Here is a 21,995-nt window from a genome sequence, read left to right on the forward strand (position 1 = left end):
AGGAAGCACCGTGATCCCGGTTTCGTACGCACAACAGCGCCTCTGGCTGATCGACCAGATCGAAGGGCCCACCGCGCTCTACAACCTGCCGTTCGCCCTCCGGCTGCGCGGCACGCTCGACACCGGCGCACTGCGTGCCGCGACGGCGGACGTGGTCGCCCGGCACGAGGCCCTGCGCACGGTGTTCCCGGTGGCCGGGGGAGTCCCGGTGCAGCGGATCCTGCCGGTCGCGGAGGTGGAGATCGCCTTCGAGACGGTGGAGTGCGCACCGGGCGACTACCCCGCCCTGCGGGACCGGGCCGCCGCCCGCACCTTCGACCTCAGTGCCGAACCGCCCATCCGGGTCACGGTCTTCTCACTCACCCCCGACCAGTGCCGCGACGGCTCGTCCACCGAGCACGTGCTGCTGATCGTCCTCCACCACATCGCGGGCGACGGCTGGTCACTCGGCCCGCTGCTGCGCGACCTCGCCACCGCGTACGCCGCCCGCCTCGACGGCCGCGCCCCCGACTGGGAGCCCCTGCCGGTCCAGTACGCCGACTACGCGCTGTGGCAGCGCGAACTGCTCGGTGACGAAACCGACCCGGACAGCCTGATGAGCCGTCAACTCCACTACTGGAGGGAAGCTCTGTCCGGGCTGCCCGAGGAGCTGGAGCTGCCGGTGGACCGCCCCCGGCCACCCGTCCCGACCGGAACCGCCGACGCCGTGGCATTCGGCTACGGCCCCGAACTGCACACCGCGCTGGCCGAGCTGGCCCGCCGCCACCGCGCCACCCTGTTCTCCGTCCTCCAGGCCGGCCTCGCCGCGCTGTTCACCCGGCTCGGCGCCGGCACCGACATCCCGATCGGCACCGGCGTGGCCGGCCGCTCCGACGAGGCACTGAACGACCTGGTCGGCTTCTTCGTCAACACCCTGGTGCTGCGCACCGACACCTCGGGCGACCCCACCTTCGCCGACCTCGTCGACCGGGTCAGGGAGTCCCAGCTCGACGCATTCGCCCACCAGGACGTGCCGTTCGAGCGGCTGGTCGAGGAGGTCAACCCGGTCCGGGCGATCGGCCGCCACCCGCTGTTCCAGACACTGCTCGTCCTGCAGAACCACGAGGAGGGCGAACTCGGGCTGCCCGGCACGGAGTCGGCCCCCGAACCGCTCGGCCTGCGGGTCGCCAAGTTCGACCTCAACATCGGCATCACCGAACGGCGCACCCCCGACGGCGCCCCCGACGGCCTCAGCGGCTCGGTCGAGTACGCGGCCGACCTCTACGACCGCGCCACCGTCACCACCCTGTTCGAGCGCCTGGGCAGGCTGCTCGCCGCCGCGGCCGCCGACCCCGGGGCGCCGATCGGCACCCTCGACATCCTCACCCCCGAGGAGCGCGGCCGCCTGCACGACGCGTGGAACGCCACCGCCGCGCCCGTTCCGACCGGCTCGCTGCCGGAGCTGTTCGAGGCCCAGGCCGCCCGCACCCCGGACGCGGTCGCACTCGCCCACGACGGCGGCACCGTCGGCTACGCCGAGCTCAACACCCGCGCCAACCGGCTGGCGCACCATCTGATCGCCTCCGGTGTCGGCCCGGAGTCCCCGGTCGCCCTGCTGATGGAACGCTCGGTCGACCTCGTCGTCGCCACCCTGGCCGTGATCAAGGCCGGCGGCGTCTACGTCCCGATGCACCCGAGCCTGCCCCCGGAGCGGATGGCCGCGCTGCTCGCCGACACCGCCGCTCCCGTCCTGATCACCGACCGCGCCGACCCGGGCTTCCCGCACGACGCCGCCGTGGTCCGCCCCGGCGACGAGACGGCCGCCCCGGCGCACGACCCCGGCCTGCCCGTCCATCCCGACCGGCTCGCCTATGTGATGTTCACCTCCGGATCCACCGGGACCCCCAAGGGCGTCGCGGTCCGGCACCGCGACGTGGTCGGCCTCGCCGCCGACCGCCGCTGGCAGGACGGCCGGCACCGGCGGGTCCTGCTGCACTCCCCGCACGCCTTCGACGCCGCCACCTACGAGCTGTGGACACCGCTGCTGTCCGGCGGCACGGTGGTCGTCGCCCCGCCCGGCGGCCTGGACGCCGCCGCCCTGCACGCCGTCGCCACCCGGCACCGGGTCACCGCGGTGTTCCTCACCAAGGCGCTCTTCGACCTGGTCGCCGAGCAGGCCCCGGAGACCTTCCGCGCCCTGCGGACCGTATGCACCGGAGGCGAGGCCGCCTCCGGCACCCTGATGCGACGCGTCCTCGACCACTGCCCCGACCTGCTGCTCGCCCATGTCTACGGGCCGACCGAGGCCACCACCTTCGCCACCCACCACCACCTCGCCCCCGCCGACCTGGCCGGGCCCCGGCCCCCGATCGGCGCCCCGCTCGACAACATGCGCGCCCACGTCCTGGACGCCCGCCTGCAACCCGTCCCGCCCGGCGTGCCCGGCGAGCTGTACGTGGCCGGGGCCGGCCTGGCCCGCGGCTACTGGCGCCGGTCCGCGCTGACCGCCGAGCGGTTCGTCGCCGATCCCTTCACTCCCGGCGAGAGGATGTACCGCACCGGCGACCTGGTCCGCCGGCGGACCGACGGCGCGATCGAGTTCCTCGGCCGGGTCGACGGCCAGGTCAAGCTGCGCGGCTTCCGGATCGAGCCGGGCGAGATCGAGGCCGTGCTCTCCCGCCACCCCGCCGTCCGCCAGGTCATCGTGGTCCCCCGCGAGGACCGCCCCGGCGACACCCGGCTGGTCGGCTACTGCGCGGTGCACGACAGCCCCACTCCCGACGCGCATCACGAACTCGGCACCGCCATCAAGCAGTTCGCCGCGGAGAACCTTCCCGGCTACATGGTCCCCTCGGCCGTCGTCGTCCTGCCCGCCCTGCCCCTCAACGCCAACGGCAAGGTCGACCGGCAGGCGCTGCCCGCCCCCGAGACCGGTTCCGGGCCCGCCGGCCGCGCCCCGCGCGACGAGCGGGAGCGCGCCCTGTGCACTCTCTTCGGCGAGATCCTCGGCATCGACGACATCACCGTCGACGACGACTTCTTCGAGCTCGGCGGCCACTCGCTGCTGGCCACCCGCCTGGTCGGCCGGGCGCGCACCGAACTCGGCGCCGAACTGGCCATCGGAGACCTCTTCCAGGCCCCGACCGTCGCCGCTCTCGCCGCCCGGCTCGCCACCGGCCCGGACCGCCCCGTGCTCCGCCCCGGACCCCGGCCCGAGCGCCTGCCGCTCTCCTTCGCCCAGCGCCGGCTGTGGTTCCTCGGCCAGGCCGAAGGACCCACCGCCACCTACAACGTCACCCTCGCCCTTCGGCTGACCGGCCCGCTGGACGCGGACGCCCTGGAACGCGCGCTCGGCGACGTCGTCGCCCGCCACGAGACGCTCCGTACCGTCTTCGGCGAGCAGGACGGCGTCCCGTACCAGCGAGTGCTCCCCGCTCCCCCCGCCGCGCTGCTCACCGTCACCGACCGCCCGGCACAGGAACTCGTCGGCCACACCTTCGACCTGGCCCGCGACATCCCGCTGCACGCCTATCTGCGCCCCGAGTCGCCCCACGAGCACGTACTGCTGCTGGTGATGCACCACATCGCCAGCGACGGCTGGTCCCTGCGGCCCCTCTTCCGCGACCTCGCCGACGCCTACACCGCCCGGCTCGGCGGCGAGACGCCCGCGTGGGAGCCGCTGCCGGTCCAGTACGCCGACTACACCGTCTGGCAGCACCGGCTGCTCGGCGCGGACACCGACCCGCAGTCCCAGCTGTCCCACCAACTGGACTACTGGAAAGAGGCGTTGGCCGGACTGCCGGACGAGCTGCCGCTCCCGCTGGACCGCCCCCGTCCGGCGGCCGCCGGGCACCGGGGCGACGTCGTCCCGCTGGAGCTGGACGCGGACCTGCACGCACGCCTCGCCGAACTGGCCACCGCGCACGGCGCCACCCTCTTCATGGTGCTCCAGGCCGCCTACGCCACCCTGCTGCACCGCTTCGGCGCAGGCGACGACCTGCCGATCGGCACTCCGCTGGCCGGCCGCCTCGACCCGGCCCTCGACGACCTGGTCGGCTTCTTCGCCAACACCCTGGTGCTGCGCACCGACCTGGGCGGCCGCCCCACCTTCGCCGAGCTGCTGGCCCGGGTCCGGGAGACCGGCCTCGCCGCCTACGCCCACCAGGACGTGCCGTTCGAGCGGCTGGTCGAGGAGCTCAACCCGGCCCGCTCGCTGTCCAGGCACCCGCTCTTCCAGGTGATGATCGCCTTCGACAACACCGCGGGCGGCGCACCCGAGTTCCCCGGCACCCGTACCGCATACGAGCCGCTCGGCCTGCCCGCCACCGCGTTCGACCTCACCCTCAACCTCGCCGAACGCCACCACCCGGACGGCACCCCGGCCGGACTCGAAGGCGGTCTGGAGTTCGCCACCGACCTGTTCGAGCGCAGCACCGCCGAACGGCTCGCCGGGGCCCTGCTCCGTCTGCTCGCCCAGGCCGCCGACGACCCGCACCGCCCGGTCGCCGAACTGGACGTACTGGGCGAGGCCGGCCGGGCCGCGCTCGCCGAGTGGCACGACACCGCCATGCCCGGCGCCGAAACGCCGCTCGTCCCGGTGGCGTTCGCGGCGCAGGTGGCGGCGACGCCGGAGGAGACGGCGCTGGTGTTCGGGGAGACCCGGTTGAGCTATGCGGAGTTGGAGGTTCGGGCGAATCGTCTGGCGCATGGGTTGGTGGGTTGTGGTGTGGGTGCCGAGGATGTGGTGGCGCTGGCTGTGCCGCGTTCGGTGGAGACGGTGGTGTGTCAGCTCGCGGTGCTGAAGGCGGGTGCGGCGTTTCTGCCGCTGGATGCCGAGTATCCCCGGGAGCGGATCGCCCGGATGCTGGCCGATGCGCGTCCGGCGGCGGTGCTCACGGGTGCCGGCTGGCCGCTGCCGGAGGTGATCGACGACCTCACGGGACCCACCGGGCCCGCCGATTCCACCGGCCTCACCGGGCCATCAGAGTCCGCGGCGTCGACGGGACCCACCGGGTCGACGGCGTCCGCCGGTCTCTCCGCATCCGCCGGTGGCGGCGGATCCACGGCATCGACCGGTCCCGTGGTCCTGGATGTCGCCGAGGGCAACTGGGCCGGGCAGCCCGCCGATGCCCCGTCCGTCCGGGTCGAGCCGTCGAGCGCCGCCTATGTGATCTACACCTCCGGCTCCACCGGCCGCCCCAAGGGCGTCGTGGTGAACCACGGCGGCTTCGCCAACCTGCTCGCCTTCCACCGTGCCGAAGTGATCGGCTCCACACAACAGGCCCACCCGGGGCGCAGGTTCACCTTCGCCCAGACCGCCTCGTTCTCCTTCGACACCGCCCTCGAGGGGCTGCTCTGGCTGGTCACCGGCCATGAACTGCACCTGCTCGACGACGACCTGCGCCGCGACGCCGCCGCCATCGTCCGCTACGCCGAGCGCACCGGCACCGACGTCTTCGACGTCACACCCGGCCAGACCGAGCGGCTGGTCGAGGAGGGACTGCTCGATCGCTGTCCGCCCCTCCTGCTGATGCTCGGCGGCGAGGCCGTCGGCCAGAGTCTCTGGGCCACCCTCACCGCCGCCCCCGACACCGCCGCGTTCAACATCTACGGCCCCACCGAGTGCACCGTCGACGCGTTGTACCAGCCGCTCTCCGGCGATCCGCGCCCGCTCGTCGGCCGTCCGCTGCACAACCTCCGCGCGCACGTCCTGGACGCCGGACTCCGGCCCGTCCCGCCCGGCGTCCCCGGCGAGCTCTACCTGGCCGGCGCCGGACTGGCCCGCGGCTATCTGGGCCGCTCGGCGCTGACCGCCGAGCGCTTCGTCGCCGACCCGTTCGCGGCGGCCGGGTCCCCGCTGCCCGGTGGCGGGCCGGGAGGGCGGATGTACCGCACAGGCGACCTGGTCCGGCGCCGCCCGGACGGGAGAATCGAGTACCTGGGCCGCACCGACGACCAGGTCAAGATCCGCGGCTTCCGGATCGAACCCGGCGAGATCGAGGCCGCCCTGACCGCCCACCCCGAGGTGCTCCAGGCCGCCGTGCTGCCGTTCCGGCACGGCACCGACGGCGCGGCCGCCACCCGGCTGGCCGCCTACGTCGTGACGCGCACCGCCCTCGACCCGGCCGCGCTGCGTGCCCACGCGGCCACCGTCCTGCCGGACCACATGGTCCCGTCGGCCGTGGTGACGCTCGACGCGCTGCCGCTCAACGTCAACGGGAAGCTCGACAAGTCCGCACTGCCCGAGCCTGACTTCCGGGTGTTCGCCGGGGGGCGGGCGGCGCGTTCGGCGCGTGAGGAGATCCTCTGCGGTGTGTTCGGTGAGGTTCTGGGGGTGGTGGGGGGTGTGCCGGTCTCGGTCGATGACGACTTCTTCGCCCTGGGTGGGCATTCGTTGCTGGCCACGAAGCTGGTGAGCCGGGTGCGTTCGGTGTTCGGGGCGGAGATCGGGGTGCGCGATGTGTTCGAGGCGCCGACGGTGGCCGGGCTGGTCCGGCGGCTGGACGGTGGCGGGGCGAGGCCCGCGCCGGTGGCGGGGGAGCGTCCGGAGCGGCTTCCGCTGTCCTTCGCGCAGCGGCGGCTGTGGCTGATCGACCGGATGGAGGGTCCCAGTGCCCTCTACAACATGCCGTTGGCGCTGCGGCTGAGTGGCCCGCTGGACCCGGCCGCGCTGGAACTCGCCCTCGGTGACCTGGCCACCCGGCACGAGATCCTGCGTACGCTGATCACCGAGCACGACGGCGAACCCCACCAGGTGATCCTCGCGCCCGCGGACACCATGCCGGTCGAACTGCTCGCATGCGCGCCGGAGTCCGTGGACGCCGAGATCGAACGGGCCGCCCGGCGCCCCTTCGACCTGGCCGCCGAACCGCCCGTGCGGGTCACCCTGCTCCGGGTCGCCCCCGAAGAGCACGTGCTGGTCGTCGCGCTGCACCACATCGTCGGCGACGGCTGGTCCATGGACCCGCTGCTGCGCGACCTGACCGCCGCCTACACCGCCCGCCGCGGCGGCTCGGCCCCCGCCTTCGACGCGCTGCCCCTCCAGTACGCCGACTACGCGCTCTGGCAGCGCGAACTGCTCGGCGACGAGAACGACCCCGACAGCCTCGTCTCCCGCCAGCTCGCCTACTGGCTCGACACTCTGGACGGCATGCCGGAGGAGCTGACGCTCCCCGTCGACCGGCCGCGCGGAGCGCGCGCCGACCACCGGGGCGACCGGGTCGCCCTGCCGATCGGCGCCGGACTGCACCGGGCGCTGGCCGAGTTGTCGCGTGAGCACCGGGTGACGATGTTCATGACGTTGCAGGCCGGGCTGGCGGCGCTGCTGACCCGGCTCGGGGCCGGTACCGACGTGCCCATCGGCTCGGTGGTCGCCGGCCGTTCGGACGAGGCACTGGACGATCTGGTCGGCTTCTTCGTCAACACCCTGGTGCTGCGCACCGACACCTCGGGCGACCCCACCTTCGCCGACCTCCTGGACCGGGTCCGGGAGACCGGCCTCGGCGCCTACGCCCACCAGGACCTGCCCTTCGAGCGGTTGGTCGAGGAGCTCAACCCCGTCCGCTCCACGGCCCGCCACCCGCTCTTCCAGGTGGCGATGGTCCTTCAGTCCAACGCCGGGGCCGGGCTCGAGCCGGCCGGGCTGCGTGCCGAGGCGCTGCCTGCGGACACCGGGGTCGCCAAGTTCGACCTCAATGTGACGCTGGAGGAGTTCTTCGGCCCGGACGGATCGCCCGCCGGGATGGACTGCGCGATCGACTTCGCCACCGACCTGTTCGACCGCGAGACCGTCGAGTCGATCGCCGCCCGCTTCGGCCGCCTGCTGACGGCGGTGACCGCCCGCCCCGACCAGCGGATCGGCCGCGCCGACCTGCTGGCCGAGGGCGAGCGCGCCGAACTCCTCGACGGCCACCGGCCGCTGCCCGCCGAAACGCCGCTCGTCCCGGTGGCGTTCGCGGCGCAGGTGGCGGCGACGCCGGAGGAGACGGCGCTGGTGTTCGGGGAGACCCGGTTGAGCTATGCGGAGTTGGAGGTTCGGGCGAATCGTCTGGCGCATGGGTTGGTGGGTTGTGGTGTGGGTGCCGAGGATGTGGTGGCGCTGGCTGTGCCGCGTTCGGTGGAGACGGTGGTGTGTCAGCTCGCGGTGCTGAAGGCGGGTGCGGCGTTTCTGCCGCTGGATGCCGAGTATCCCCGGGAGCGGATCGCCCGGATGCTGGCCGATGCGCGTCCGGCGGCGGTGCTCACGGGTGCCGGCTGGCCGCTGCCGGAGGTGATCGACGACCTCACGGGACCCACCGGGCCCGCCGATTCCACCGGCCTCACCGGGCCATCAGAGTCCGCGGCGTCGACGGGACCCACCGGGTCGACGGCGTCCGCCGGTCTCTCCGCATCCGCCGGTGGCGGCGGATCCACGGCATCGACCGGTCCCGTGGTCCTGGATGTCGCCGAGGGCAACTGGGCCGGGCAGCCCGCCGATGCCCCGTCCGTCCGGGTCGAGCCGTCGAGCGCCGCCTATGTGATCTACACCTCCGGCTCCACCGGCCGCCCCAAGGGCGTCGTGGTGAGCCACGGTTCGATCGCCGGCCTGCTGGCCGTCCACCGGGGCGAGACATTCGGCGAGCCCGAGCGGACGTACGGCCGGCTGCGCGCCGCGCTGACCGCCTCGCTGTGCTTCGACGCCTCCTGGAACGGCCTGCTGTGGATGGTCGCGGGCCATGAGCTACACCTGATCGGCGAGGACCTGCGCCGCGACCCCGCCGCGCTGGTCCGGCACATCCGCACGGCCGGGATCGAGGCCCTCCAGTTCACCCCGTCCTACGCCGAACAGCTCATCGCCGAGGGCCTGCTGGACGAACCCGCCCCCCGTGTGGTGCTGCTCGGCGGTGAGGCGGTCGGCCAGTCCCTGTGGACCCGTCTGCGCGAGGCCCCGGCCACTACCGGCCACAACCTCTACGGGCCCACCGAGTGCACCGTCGACACCCTGCTCCAGCCCTACTCCGGCTCGGAGCGCCCGGCCCTCGGCCGCGCCGTCCCCGGCACCCGCGCCTATGCGCTGGACGAGCATCTGAACCCCGTGCCGGCCGGCGTCCCCGGCGAGCTCTACCTGGCGGGGGACAGCCTGGCCCGCGGCTATCTGGGGCGCTCGGCGCTGACCGCCGAGCGTTTCGTCGCGGACCCCTTCGCGCCCGAGCCGGGCGCCCGGATGTACCGCACCGGCGACCTGGTCCGGCGCACCCGAGACGGCCTGATCGAGTACCTGGGCCGCACCGACGACCAGGTCAAGATCCGCGGCTTCCGCATCGAACCCGGCGAGATCGAGCAGGTGCTGACCCGGCACGCGGCCGTCCGCCAGGCAGTGGTCACCCCGCACGAGAGCGCGGACGGCGACCGCCGCCTGGTCGCCCACTGCGCGGTCACCGAGCCCGGCCACGAACTCGACGTCGAACTGCGCAGGTTCGCTGCGGAGGTGCTGCCCTCCCACATGGTCCCGTCGGCCGTCGTCACCCTCGACGCGCTGCCGCTGACCGGCAGCGGCAAGGTCGACCGGCGTGCCCTGCCCGAGCCTGACTTCCGGGTGTTCGCCGGGGGGCGGGCGGCGCGTTCGGCGCGTGAGGAGATCCTCTGCGGTGTGTTCGGTGAGGTTCTGGGGGTGGTGGGGGGTGTGCCGGTCTCGGTCGATGAGGACTTCTTCGCCCTGGGTGGGCATTCGTTGCTGGCCACGAAGCTGGTGAGCCGGGTGCGTTCGGTGTTCGGGGCGGAGATCGGGGTGCGCGATGTGTTCGAGGCGCCGACGGTGGCCGGGCTGGTCCGGCGGCTGGACGGTGGCGGGGCGAGGCCCGCGCCGGTGGCGGGGGAGCGTCCGGAGCGGCTTCCGCTGTCCTTCGCGCAGCGGCGGCTGTGGCTGATCGACCGGATGGAGGGTCCCAGTGCCCTCTACAACATGCCGTTGGCGCTGCGGCTGAGTGGCCCGCTGGACCCGGCCGCGCTGGAACTCGCCCTCGGTGACCTGGCCACCCGGCACGAGATCCTGCGTACGCTGATCACCGAGCACGACGGCGAACCCCACCAGGTGATCCTCCCGCCCGCCGAGGTCCGGATCCCCTTCGACCGGCACACCGTGCCGCCCGCCGAACCGGCGGACGCCCTGACCGAGTGCGCCGCGATCCCCTTCGACCTCGCCCGGGACCTCCCGTTCCGTGCCCACCTGTTCCCACTCGGCCCCGACGAGCACCTGCTCCTCCTCGTCCTGCATCACATCGCGGGCGACGGCTGGTCCATGGACCCGCTGCTGCGCGACCTGGCCGCCGCCTACGCCGCCCGCCGCGACGGTTCGCTGCCCGACTGGCGGCCGCTGCCGGTGCAGTACGCGGACTACGCGCTCTGGCAGCGCGAACTGCTCGGCGACGAGAACGACCCCGACAGCCTCGCCTCTCGCCAACTCGCCTACTGGCGGGAGGCCCTGGCGGGTCTGCCCGAAGAGCTGACGCTCCCCGTCGACCGGCCCCGGCGGGCGGACAGCGGCCACCACGGCGACCGTGTCGTCCTCCCGTTCGGGCCCGAACTGCACCGGGCGCTGGCCGAGTTGTCGCGTGAGCACCGGGTGACGATGTTCATGACGCTGCAGGCCGGGTTGGCGGCGCTGCTGACCCGGCTCGGGGCCGGTACCGACGTGCCCATCGGCTCGGTGGTCGCCGGCCGTTCGGACGAGGCACTGGACGACCTGGTCGGCTTCTTCGTCAACACCCTGGTGCTGCGCACCGACACCTCGGGCCACCCCACCTTCGCCGACCTCCTGGAGCGCGTACGCGAGACCCAATTCGACGCCCACGCCCACCAGGACCTTCCCTTCGAACGGCTGGTCGAGGAGCTCAACCCGGTCCGCTCCACGGCCCGCCACCCGCTCTTCCAGGTCATGCTGCTGCTCCAGGGCGGAGGCCGGGCCGCCACGTCCGGCACCCCCGGGGAGACGCCGCTCGACCGCGCCGGACTGTCGGCCACCGTCGAACCGGTCGGCGGGTACGGCGCCAAGTTCGACCTCTCCATCGCCATGGGCGAGTCCTTCGACGCCGACGGCGCGCCCGCCGGTCTCGAGTGCGCGATCGACTTCGCCACCGACCTGTTCGACCGCGAGACCGTCGAGTCGATCGCCGTCCGCTACGGCCGCCTGCTGACGGCGGTGGCCGCCCGTCCCCAGCGGCGGATCGGCCGGGTGGACCTGCTCTCCTCCGCCGAGCGCGCCGAACTCCAGTCCGGCGGAGTCGAGTTGCCGGAGGACGTTCCGCTGCTGCCCGCCGCCTTCGAGGCCCAGGTGGCCCGCACCCCGGACGCGACCGCCCTGGTCGCCGGGGACACCCGGCTCAGCTGGGCCGAGCTGAACGCCCGCGCGAACCGGCTCGCCCACCGCCTGGCCGCCGCGGGAGCCGGCCCGGAGACCGTGGTCGCCCTGGCGCTGCCGCGCTCCGCGGAGACCGTGATCGCCCTGCTCGCCGTACTGAAGGCCGGCGCCACCTCGCTTCCGCTGGACGCCGGGTACCCGGCCGCCCGGACCGCCGCCATGCTGGACGACGCCGCGCCCGCGCTCGTGGTGACCGGCGAGCACTGGCCACTGCCCGACCTGCTCACCGGCCTGCCCGTCCTGACCGTGACCCCGGCGGACGGGACGAGTCGGCCCGTCGGGATGGACCCGATCGCCCTTCGGGAGGAGCCGGCCCGGTCCGGCGAGGCACACCGGCCCCACCCGCCCGCTAGCGACCTCGGCGGCGGCAACCCGCCGGCCCGCGCGGCCGCCTCCCACGCCGCCTATGTGATCTACACCTCCGGCTCCACCGGCCGCCCCAAGGGCGTAGTGGTGAGCCACGGTTCGATCGCCGGGCTGCTCGCCTCGCACCGCTCCGCCACCGGCCCGATCGGCGCGACCGAGCGCCGGTACGGCCGCCGCCGGGTCGCGCTCACCGCCTCGCTCTGCTTCGACGCCTCCTGGGACGGCCTGCTCTGGCTGATCGCGGGCCATGAGCTGCACCTGATCGGCGACGAGGTCCGCCGTGACGCCGCCGCGCTGGTGCGGCACATCCGTACCGAGTCCATCGACGTCGTGGAGGTCACCCCGTCCTACGCCGAACAGCTCATCGCCGAGGGCCTGCTGGACGCCCTCGGGTCGTCGGGTACCCCCGGCGTGGTGCTGCTCGGCGGTGAGGCGGTCGGCCAGTCCTTGTGGACCCGTCTGCGCGAGGCCCCGGCCACCACCGGCCACAACCTCTACGGGCCCACCGAGTGCACCGTCGACACCCTGCTCCAGCCCTACTCCGGCTCGGAGCGCCCGGCCCTCGGCCGCGCCGTCCCCGGCACCCGCGCCTATGCGCTGGACGAGCATCTGAACCCCGTGCCGGCCGGCGTCCCCGGCGAGCTCTACCTGGCGGGGGACAGCCTGGCCCGCGGCTATCTGGGGCGCTCGGCGCTGACCGCCGAGCGTTTCGTCGCGGACCCCTTCGCGCCCGAGCCGGGCGCCCGGATGTACCGCACCGGCGACCTGGTCCGGCGCACCCGAGACGGCCTGATCGAGTACCTGGGCCGCACCGACGACCAGGTCAAGATCCGCGGCTTCCGCATCGAACCCGGCGAGATCGAGCACGTACTGACACGCCATCCCCGGGTCCTCGCCGCCACCGTGACGGCCTACGAGGACGGCCCCGCAGGTCCCCGGCTGGTCGCCCACATCGTCCCGGCCGGCCCGCTCGACCTGGCCGAACTGCACGCCTTCGCCGCCGAGTCGCTGCCCGGCCATATGCTCCCGGCCGCCGTCGTCACCCTCGACGCGCTGCCGCTGACCGCGGGCGGCAAGGTCGACCGGCGGGCCCTGCCCGCCCCCGACCTCCTCACCCGGCCCACCGGCCGCGGACCGCGCACGCCGCACGAGGAACTGCTCTGCGGGCTCTTCGCCGAGGTCCTCGGCCGCCCGGACCCGGTCTCCATCGACGACGGCTTCTTCGAGCTCGGCGGCCACTCCCTCCTCGCGATGCGGCTGCTCGCCCGGATCCGCGCCGTCTTCGGCGCCGACCTCGGCATACGGGCGCTCTTCGAGGCCCCCACCGTGGCAGCCCTGGGCGGCCGTCTCACCCGGCACCTCGATCGGGACGGAGCGGACGATCCCGGCGCCCGCGGCTCCCTCGAGGTCCTTCTGCCACTGCGCGCCCGCGGCACCAAGGCCCCGCTGTTCTGCGTCCACCCCGCCGCGGGCGTCAGCTGGGTGTACTCCGGGCTGCTGCGCCATCTCGACCCGGACCGCCCGGTCCACGGGCTCCAGGCGCGTGGCCTGCGCGGGGGCGCCCCGTCCTCGGTCACCGGGATCGCCGAGGACTACGTGCGGCAGATCCGCGCCGTCCAGCCGGAGGGGCCGTACCACCTGCTGGGCTGGTCCTTCGGCGGAGTGGTCGCCCAGGCGATGGCCGTCGCCCTCCAGGCGGCCGGCCAGGAGGTCGCGCTGCTCGCCCTCCTCGACGGCCTCCCCGCCGACCCCGCCCGGTACGCCGCCGGCGGCACCCGGTCCGTCGACGACCCGGTGGACACCCTGGCCGAACTGCTCGCGTCACTCGGCCACGATCCGGCCGCGGGAATCGGCCAGGCCGACCTCACCGCACTTCTCGGGGAGGCCGCAGCCGTCCTGCCCGACGTCTTCGAACTGCACCGCAAGCTGATGGCCGAACACCTACCGGACCGCTACCGGGGCGACGCCGTCTTCTTCGGCGCCACCCTCGACAAGCCCGCCGACTGGCCCTACGGGGCGGCCTGGAGCCCGTACGTCGACGGCCGCGTCGAGGAGCACCGCATCGCCTGCACGCACGGCGCGATGACGCAGCCGGAGCCCATCGCACGGATCGCCGCCGTACTGTCCGAAAAGCTTGGAGAGTGAACCGCCATGACCACAGCCCCCGTCGGGCCGCCGCCGCCTCCGTCCCCGGCGCCCTCGCCGCCCCCGGCGGGGGACGCGCCGCGGAGGAGCCGCTGGGGCCTCTGGGCACAGGGCGACTTCCGCAAGCTCTGGATCGGTGAGACCACCAGCGGCCTGGGCACCGCCGTCGGCAACGTCGCGCTCGCCCTGGTGGCGGTCGTCACCCTGGAGGCCTCGCCGTTCATGGTCGGCCTGCTGGCCGCCTCCGCCTGGGTGCCGTGGTTGTTCCTCGGCCTGCTGGCGGGCGCCTGGGTGGACCGCTGGCCCCGGCTGAAGGTGATGCTGGTCTGCGACATCCTCCTGCTGCTGCTGTTCGGCAGTGTGCCGGTGGCCGGCTGGCTCGGCCTGCTGACCATGGCCCAACTGGTGGTGGTGGCCCTGCTGGCCGGTGCGGTCAAGGTGTTCCTGTCCACCGCGTACGGCGCCGTGCTGCCCTCGCTCGTCGCGAAGCCGGACCTGCTGGAGGCCAACGTCAAGCTGCGCGCCGGGGACTCGGCGGCGGAGATCGCCGGCCCCGGGCTGGCCGGACTGCTCGCGCAGGCGTTCGGCGCGGTCAGCGGCCTGCTCGCCGACGCCGTCACCTATCTGGTCTCGGCGGTCTGCGTGGGCACCATCCGGGCCGAGGAGAAGCCGCCGCCGGTCTCCGAACGGCGCGGCATCCTGCGGGAGATCGGCGAGGGGGTCCGGTTCCTGGTGCGCGACCCGTACCTGCGCACACTGGCGAGCTTCGCGGCCGTCGGCAACCTCGGCCTCAACGGCATCCAGGCGGTGCAGACCATCTTCCTGATCCGCAACGTGGGGGTGACGCCCGGTGGCGTCGGGGCGGTGTTCGCGCTGGTCTCCGTCGGCGGCCTCGCCGGGGCGGCGCTGGCGGGACGGATCGCCCGCCGCTTCGGGACGGCGCGCGGGCTGCTGCTCTGCGAGCTGGTGGGGGCGCCGTTCATCCTCCTGCTGCCGCTGGCGGGGGAGCGGCTGCCGCTGGCGGTGAGCGCGGTGGCCTGGTCGGTCGCCGTCTGCGGGGTGATCGCCGGGAACGTCATCGCCGGCAGCTTCTACCAGGCCTACTGCCCGCCTGCGATGATCGGCCGGATCCGGGCCAGCGCCTCGACCGTCAACTTCAGCGCCATCCCGGTGGGTGCCCTGCTCGGCGGCTGGCTGGGCGAGGTGCTCGGCGCCCGCACCACCATCTGGATCATGGCGAGCGTGCTGCTCTCGGCGGGTGCGATCCTGCTGGCCGGCCCGCTACGGGGGTTGCGCAGCTTCCCCGAGCGCCCCGCGCCGTCCTGACCCGCCCCGCGCCGTCCTGACCCGTCCCGGGCCGCTGGGCCGGCCCGCGCCCGCGGCCCGGTGCACACCGTTCCCGGGCCTCCCCTCCACCGCGCCACCCCGTCGGGGAGGGCGATCGACGTCCCGTCGACGACGGCGATCGACGTCCCGTCGACGACGGCGATCGACGTACGGTGCTCGTACGTCGATCGGCCGTTGAACGTGCCTTGCCATGCTGGTCCCATCAGCCCGGAGACCTCCGGGAAGTTCCGCAGAACCTCCTTCCCACCAGGGAAGACGTCCTAGGGAGCAGTCATGGCGAAGCGTTCGAACACCCTTGGTGCCACTCGGATCCGCCTGGCCGCCGCGGGCCTCGGCCTGGGCGCGCTGTTCGTCCTCGGAGCGGCGGGCACGGCGGTGGCCGACGGCACCACGGACGCCGGCCAGGGCGGGGTCGTCAGCACCACCCCGACCGACGGCGCCGCCCACACGGACTGGAACAGCACCGGCTCCTGAGCCGCGCCCGCGGGCGGCACCCGAGGAGAACCGTTTCTCCGCTGCCGCCGCCCCGCGCTCGATCCTTCAGGGGTCGACCAGCGCGAAGGTCGGCTCCTCCAGCAGCCCGGCCACCTCGACGGCCTCCGGAAGCCCCAGGCGGCGGAAGATCTCGTATGCCTGCCGCAGCCGCGCCCCCGCCTCGGCCCACCGCCCGAGGTCCGCCAGCGAGCGGCCCAGCACCACCAGCGCCTGGGCCTGGTCCCGCTCCGCCCCCAGCTCCTCGCAGAGCACCAGCGCCTGCCCGGCGTGGCCGAGCGCCTCGTCGGCACGGCCGAGCGAGCGCAGACTGTCCGCCAGCCGGTAGCGCGCGTGCGCGGCCCGGGTGCGCAGCCCGGCCCCCGCCGCCACCGCCAGGCACTCCCCGAACCAGGTCACCGCCTCCTCGTGCCGCCCCAGCCCGTGCAGCGCCAGGCCCAGTACGTACAGGGCGTACGCCCGCCCGGGGTCGTCCTGCCGGGTCCGCAGTTCGGCGAGGACCTTGTGGCAGATCTCCGCCGCCTCCTCCGCCCGTCCGCTGCGCACGCGCGCCAGCGCGGCGTTCACGGTCGTCACCAGGGCGCCGGAGCGGTGCCCCAGTTCATGGGCGAGCAGCAGCGCCTCGTCGTAGTGGTCCACCGCCTCGTCGAACCGGCTGAGGAACTGGCAGATCAACCCGAGGTCGTTGAGCGCCTGGCGGAGGATCACCGTGTCGCCGGCGGTGCGCGCCGCGTCCACGGCCCGGCGGGCCGCCGCCTCGGCCGCGTCCAGCCGGGTAGCGGCCAGCGCGACGTTCCCGCGCAGGAAGTGCGCCCGTCCGGCGGCCCGGACGTCGCCGTGACGCGTCGCCGCCTCCGCCAGCGCGTCGGCGGTGGTGGCGAGTTGTCGGCTCGGCGGGGAGAGCGCGAACGGGGTGAGCGCGATCAGCAGATCGATCGCGGCGCGCAGCGCCGGCCCCTGCGTGCCGTCCGGAGGTACCGCGCCTCCCGCCGTGCCCGCTCCCGCCTCCGCGGCGACCTGGGCCGCCAGTGCCACCGCACCCGCGCACTCCGAGTCCGTCCACTCCCGGGCGGCGTCCCACCCGGCCAGGGCCGCGCCGGGGGCACGGGCCGGCCCCAGGGCGCCCGCCGCCGGATCGCCCGGCACCGCGTGCTGGAAGGCGGAGCAGGCCGTGGCCAGCAGATGGTCCAGTAACCGGTCCCGGGCCGCCACCGCCTCCCCGCCCTCCGCCGACACCCGGCCCGGCGGAGCGGAGCGTCCCCCTTCCACCGGACGCCGCCGGGCGAACGCCCGCAGCAGGTCGTGGTACCGGTACCGCCCCGGGAACGGCGACTCCACCATCGCCACGTCCACCAGGGCCTCCAGCAGGTCCTCCGCGTCGTACTCGTCGAGGTCGAGCAGTGCCGCGGCGGCGGGCAGCCCGATGTCGGGCCCGTCCACCGAGGCGACCAGCCGGAACGCCCGGGCCTGGTCGGCGGTCAGCTGGCGGTAGCTCAGTTCGAAGGCGGCGGCCACCGCGAGGTCGCCGATCCGCAGCTCGTCGATCCGCCGGCGCTCCACCTGGAGCCTGCGGCTGAGCGTCAGCACCGTCCAGCCCGGCCGGGCCGCGAGCCGGGCGGCCACGATCCGGACCGCCAGCGGCAGGAACCCGCAGGCCACCACCAGTTCCCGTGCCGCCTTCCGCTCCGCGGCCAGCCGCTCCGCACCGATGGTGCGGCCGAGCAGGTCCAGTGCCTCCGCGGGCTCGAACACGTCCAGGTCGACCTGGACGCCGGCCGGCAGCCCGGCCGGCCGCGTGCGCCCGGTGGTGAGGACCGCGCAGCCGGCGGACCCCGGAAGCAGCGGCCGGATCTGCGCCGCGTCCCTGGCGTTGTCGAGCACCATCAGCAGCCGCCGCCCGTCCACCACGGACCGGAACAGCGCAGACCGCGCGTCCAGCCCGTCCGGCACCCCGTCGCCGGGCACCCCGAGCGCCACCAGGAACCCGCTGAGCACCGCCTCCGGATCGGCCGGTACGGGGTCGGAGCCGCGCAGGTCCACATACAGCTGGCCGTCCGGATAGGTCTCCCGGACGCGGTGCGCCACGTGCAGCGCGAGCGCCGTCTTGCCGACCCCGCCCATACCGGTCACGGTGGCGATCACCAGGCCTTGCGCCGGGGGCGCGCCGAGCGCCTCGTCCAGCACTCTGACCGGTGCCCTGCGCCCGGTGAAGTCGGTGGCGTCCGGCGGCAGCTGAGCCGGCCGCGGCGGCGCGGCCGACGGTCCGGCGGCGGACCCGCGCCCGTCGCCCTCCCCGCGCCGGCCCGGCTCGGCCGCCCGTGGACCGGCCGCGTTGCCGGAGCCGTCGACGGCGCCGCGGCCCCGGGCCGCCTCCGTCTCGCCCTCCGGCACTTCGGGGGCTCCCGGTTCCGGTCCGGCCCGTGTCACCGCCGCCGGGCCCGGTGCCGGGGCGGCCAGCGCCGGATCTCCCTCCAGGATCCTGGTGTGCAGCTGCTCCAGTTCCGCTCCCGGCGCGACGCCCAGCTCCGCGAGGAACAACTTCCGGACCCCGCGGAACACCGCCAGCGCGTCCGCCTGCCGCCCGGCCTGGTACAGCGCCCGCATCAGCAGCCCGTACGCCCGTTCGTGCAGCGGGTGCTCGGTGGTGAGCGCGGTCAGCTCGGGGATGCAGCGCGAGTGGCGGCCGAGCGTCAGGTCCAGCCCGATGCGTTCCTCCAGCAGGGTCAGCCGCAGTTCCTCCAGCCGCTGCCGGTGCCGCTCGGCGAACGGTCCGGGGATGCCGGTCAGCGGCTCGCCCTGCCACAGCTCCAGCGCCTGGTTGAGCAGGTCGCGGGCGCGCAGCGGGTCGTTGCGGGCGGTGCGCTCCGCCTCGGCGGCCAGCGCCTCCGCCTCGGCCGCGTCCACGGCGAGCTTCGGCAGCGCCAGCCGGTAGCCGTCGCCCATCGACACCAGCACGTTCGGCCCGGGCCGCGCTGCCCCCGCTCGGGCCCCCTCATCCTCCTGTCCCCCCGCGTCCAGCATCTTGCGCCATCGCCACGCGTAGGTGCGCACCGTGGTCATCGCCGCGTTCGGCGGCTCCTCGCCCCACAGTGCCGCGATCAGATCGCCGGCGCTCGCCGAGTACCCCGGCCGAAGCAGGAGGACGGCCAGCATCGCCTGTTGCTGCGGGCTCCCCACCTTGAGCGCGGTCGCGCCCCGATGAGCCCGCATCAGACCGAGTAACGAGAAACGGAGATCGCCCAAAGCTGCCCCCCAGCCGCCCCAGAAAACAGTGCCCGCCCCGCTCGGCGCACATGTCGGATTTCGTGTCACCTATTAAGCACAGCGCCACATCAGGTGTCGAGAGCCTGTTGAACCTGTGGTGACCAGGTGTTGAACCCCGCCGGACAGAATCGCCGAGCCGCGGGACTGCCGGAGACGGTCCGGCAACGCCCGCCCGCCCCCTCGGCCGCCGGTGGCGCCGGGCCCTGACCATACCTTCGGAGGCGGACGTCCGTGAATACCTCGCTGCTGTACCGGTTGCTGGACGCCGACCCGGCCGACGGGCCGGCCGAACTGCTCCGCCGCGCCCGGGCCTGCCACCACCTGCCCCATCTGGTGCTCTCCGCCCTGGTCCGCGACGGCGTCCGGATGGGCGAGCCCGCCCGTGCCGAACTCCGCCGTGCCCGCGACCGCGCCGCCCACTACGCCCGGCTGGCCGCGGGACTCGCCCGTGCCACCGGCGTCCGCGCCATCCGCGGGCTCCCGCTCGCCGGCTACTATCCCGACGGTCTCCTCCGGCCGCTGGGCACCCTCGATCTCGTCGCCCCCGACGAGGCCGCCCTCTGGCAGGCCGTCATCCGCCTGGTCACCGACCACCCGGTGGAGCAGATCGACGTGGCGCTGCTCGGGGACCGCCCCCGCCACACCACCGTCACGGTCCACTGGCCGGCCGAGGATCCGCTGGTCGACCCCTGGTACCGCGTCCACCTCACCACCGCCGCCCTGCCCGGCGACGGGTCGGCCGTGCCCGTCAGGCCGTACCTGGTGGCCGACGAGCACGTCGAGTGCCTCATCGCCCTCGCCGAGTCCCGCCTCCACCGGCCCGCCCTGCCTCCCGGGCCGGTCACTCTCCTCGACATCGCGGGCCTCACCCGCCGGCCCTTCGAGCCCACCGAGACCGCCGCCGTCCTCGCCGCCTACCGCCTGGCCCCCGAGGCCGCCACCCTCCTCGACGCCGCCGCCGACCACCTGCCGCTCGGCCCCCTCGCCGCCGTCCGTACGGCCCTCGCGCCCGAACTCGCCCCCGAACGCCGCCGCCGCACACAAGCCGCCGCCCCGCACCTCCCCACCCGCCGCGGCGTCCTCCTGCGCCGCACCGCCATCCGCCACTCCTGGGACGAGGCCCGCCTCCTCACCCTCACTCCGGGCACCCTGCTTCTCACACCCGTCGCCGACTACCTGCTCGTCCCCACCCTCGGCACCCCCGGCACCCTCGGCACCCCCGGCACCCGCGCCGCGCCCGCCACCCGGACCGCCGCCCTGAAGGCCCTGCAGCACTGGGACAGCCGCTGCTGAAACGGCGGACCGCGCCCGGAAGGTGGGGGCGCCGGTACCCGCCGCGTCCGCGCCGGCCGGTCAGCCGGAGCGTGCGGTGGTGCGGGGCATCAGCCGCCAGGCGATCACACCGAGTACCGCGGCGGCGACGGCGCTGCCCACCGCGATCCAGCGCAGCACCCCCTCGATGGACGCGCCCAGTCCCTCGCCTGCCGCCCGTACCTCGATCAGGGTCGCACCCGCGGCCACGCAGACGCCCGCGACCCCGATCACGATGGCCAGCGTGACCCCCGAGGCCTGACCGGCCCGCTCGGCCGGTACCACGACCTGGGTGCCTGCGCTGCCCATCGCCCATCCCAGGCCGTACCCGAACCCGGTCAGCGCCAGGCCGGGTACATAGGTCCACAGCCCGCCGCCGTAGGACGCGACGAACAGACCGGCGCCTCCGACCACGGTCGCCGCGGCCATCGTGCGGGGAACGTCGAAGCGCTCGCCGAGCCGCCCCGAGAGCGGCGCGGCGACCCCCGCGGAGACGGACGCGGCGAGGAAGACCAGTCCGGCCCCGAGCGGGGAGTACCCCTCGACCTGCTGGAGGTAGATCGTGATGCCGTACATGGCGACGACGAAGGCGATGTTCGCGACCGTGGCCATCAGGGTGATCAGTACGTAGGGCTTGTTGCGGAACAGGTCGAGGGCGACCAGCGGCCAGCGTGCCACCCGCTCGCGCAGCACGAACGCGACCAGCAGCAGCGCCCCTGCCGCCGCGAGACCGGCGGTCCACGCGGGGGGCCAGTCGGTCGAGCGGTCGACCGCGTATGTGACCAGGGCGATGCCGAGCGCCACCGAGAGTACGCCCGGGAGGTCGATCGAGCGGGGCACGGTGGTGTCGTGCGACTCGCGTACGCCCGCCACCACCATCACGATGGCCGCCGCGCACGTCGGGACGTTGACCAGCAGCACCACGCGCCAGCTCAGCAACTCGGTGACACCGCCGCCGAACACGGGCCCGAGGGCCAGCGCCAGGGCGCCCATGCCGTAGGCGTTCCCGATGGCCCGCATCGTGCGGTCCGGGGGATAGGCATCCGTGATCACCGCGATGGCGAGCGGGAACAGCACGCCCGCGCCGACCCCCTGGGCGATCCGCATGACGATGACCACGCCCGCCTCGGAGGAGAGCCCGGCGGCGAGCGAGCAGACGCCGAACACGACCAGGCCGCCGACCAGCATCCGCTTGCGGCCGAGGATGTCCCCGAGCCGTCCGCCCGGGATCAGGGTGGCGGCCAGCGCCAGCATGTAGCCGCTGATCACCCACTGGAGGTCGGTGGTCGTCGTGCCGAGCTCCGAGGCCATGCGGGGCAGGGCCAGGTTGAGTGCCAGGAAGTCGAGCTGCACGACGAAGATGCACAGCGAGGCGGCGACGAGCGTCAGGCCGAGACGCGGCTGCGCGGCACCGTGGGCGCCGGAGCGGGGCCCGGGGCTGTCCCCGTCAGGTCTCCGGTGAGGTCGGCCGAGGTGCAAGGCGTGCTCCTGATGTCCTGCGTCCGCCGGCCGCCCGGCGGACGCCCTCCCGGTGTCCGTCCGCCCGCCGGTTACCGGCGGGCGGTTTGAGCATGTCCGCGATGCGCCACCGCATGGCGTTGCGGCGGTGTGGGCCGCAGGTGCGTAGCGAGCATAGTCAATGAACCATGACGATCCCGGAGGTACTGGATATATCAGATGTATCGGATGTACCCGA

At 74.4% G+C, this 21,995-nt stretch carries 6 protein-coding genes; 4 read left to right on the forward strand and 2 right to left on the reverse strand.

Annotated elements, in window-relative coordinates:
* Positions 1 to 10: 10 nt before the first annotated feature.
* The 3 genes from DDW44_RS27575 to DDW44_RS27585 all read left to right on the forward strand — a co-directional run bounded on the left by DDW44_RS27575 (position 11) and on the right by DDW44_RS27585 (position 15,706).
* Positions 11 to 13,885: an amino acid adenylation domain-containing protein gene (locus DDW44_RS27575; protein WP_167455537.1), complete on the forward strand. Its 13,875-nt coding sequence runs from the start codon at positions 11 to 13 to the stop codon at positions 13,883 to 13,885.
* A gap of 6 nt (positions 13,886 to 13,891) precedes the next feature.
* Positions 13,892 to 15,211: an MFS transporter gene (locus tag DDW44_RS27580; RefSeq protein WP_017947420.1), complete on the forward strand. Its 1,320-nt coding sequence runs from the start codon at positions 13,892 to 13,894 to the stop codon at positions 15,209 to 15,211.
* Between the two features lie 294 nt (positions 15,212 to 15,505).
* Entirely contained in the window at positions 15,506 to 15,706 is a 201-nt protein-coding gene (locus tag DDW44_RS27585; RefSeq protein ID WP_017947419.1) for a hypothetical protein, read from the forward strand.
* A 66-nt stretch (positions 15,707 to 15,772) separates the two neighbouring features.
* Here DDW44_RS27585 and DDW44_RS33275 read toward each other — a convergent pair whose 3' ends face one another.
* The gene (locus DDW44_RS33275) at positions 15,773 to 18,934 is read right to left on the reverse strand and encodes an AfsR/SARP family transcriptional regulator (protein WP_108908157.1); all 3,162 of its coding nucleotides are present in this window, start codon (positions 18,932 to 18,934) and stop codon (positions 15,773 to 15,775) included.
* Positions 18,935 to 19,219: 285 nt separating this feature from the next.
* On the opposite strand from DDW44_RS33275, the gene DDW44_RS33280 reads away from it, so the two are divergent.
* Positions 19,220 to 20,281, forward strand: coding sequence for a hypothetical protein (locus DDW44_RS33280; RefSeq protein WP_108908158.1), 1,062 nt, complete (start codon positions 19,220 to 19,222; stop codon positions 20,279 to 20,281).
* A gap of 60 nt (positions 20,282 to 20,341) precedes the next feature.
* Here the strand turns inward: DDW44_RS33280 and DDW44_RS27600 are convergent, their stop codons facing one another.
* Positions 20,342 to 21,778: an MFS transporter gene (locus DDW44_RS27600; RefSeq protein WP_108908159.1), complete on the reverse strand. Its 1,437-nt coding sequence runs from the start codon at positions 21,776 to 21,778 to the stop codon at positions 20,342 to 20,344.
* Between the last annotated feature and the right edge of the window lie 217 nt (positions 21,779 to 21,995).

The sequence above is a fragment of the Streptomyces tirandamycinicus genome (genome assembly GCF_003097515.1).
Lineage (GTDB): Bacteria > Actinomycetota > Actinomycetes > Streptomycetales > Streptomycetaceae > Streptomyces > Streptomyces tirandamycinicus.

Excerpts from the sequence above, each read along its gene's own strand:
- DDW44_RS27580 (WP_017947420.1), top strand. The coding sequence starts at position 13,892 with ATGACCACAGCCCCCGTCGGGCCGCCGCCGCCTCCGTCCCCGGCGCCC.
- DDW44_RS33275 (WP_108908157.1), bottom strand. The coding sequence starts at position 18,934 with ATGCGGGCTCATCGGGGCGCGACCGCGCTCAAGGTGGGGAGCCCGCAG.
- DDW44_RS27585 (WP_017947419.1), top strand. The coding sequence starts at position 15,506 with ATGGCGAAGCGTTCGAACACCCTTGGTGCCACTCGGATCCGCCTGGCC.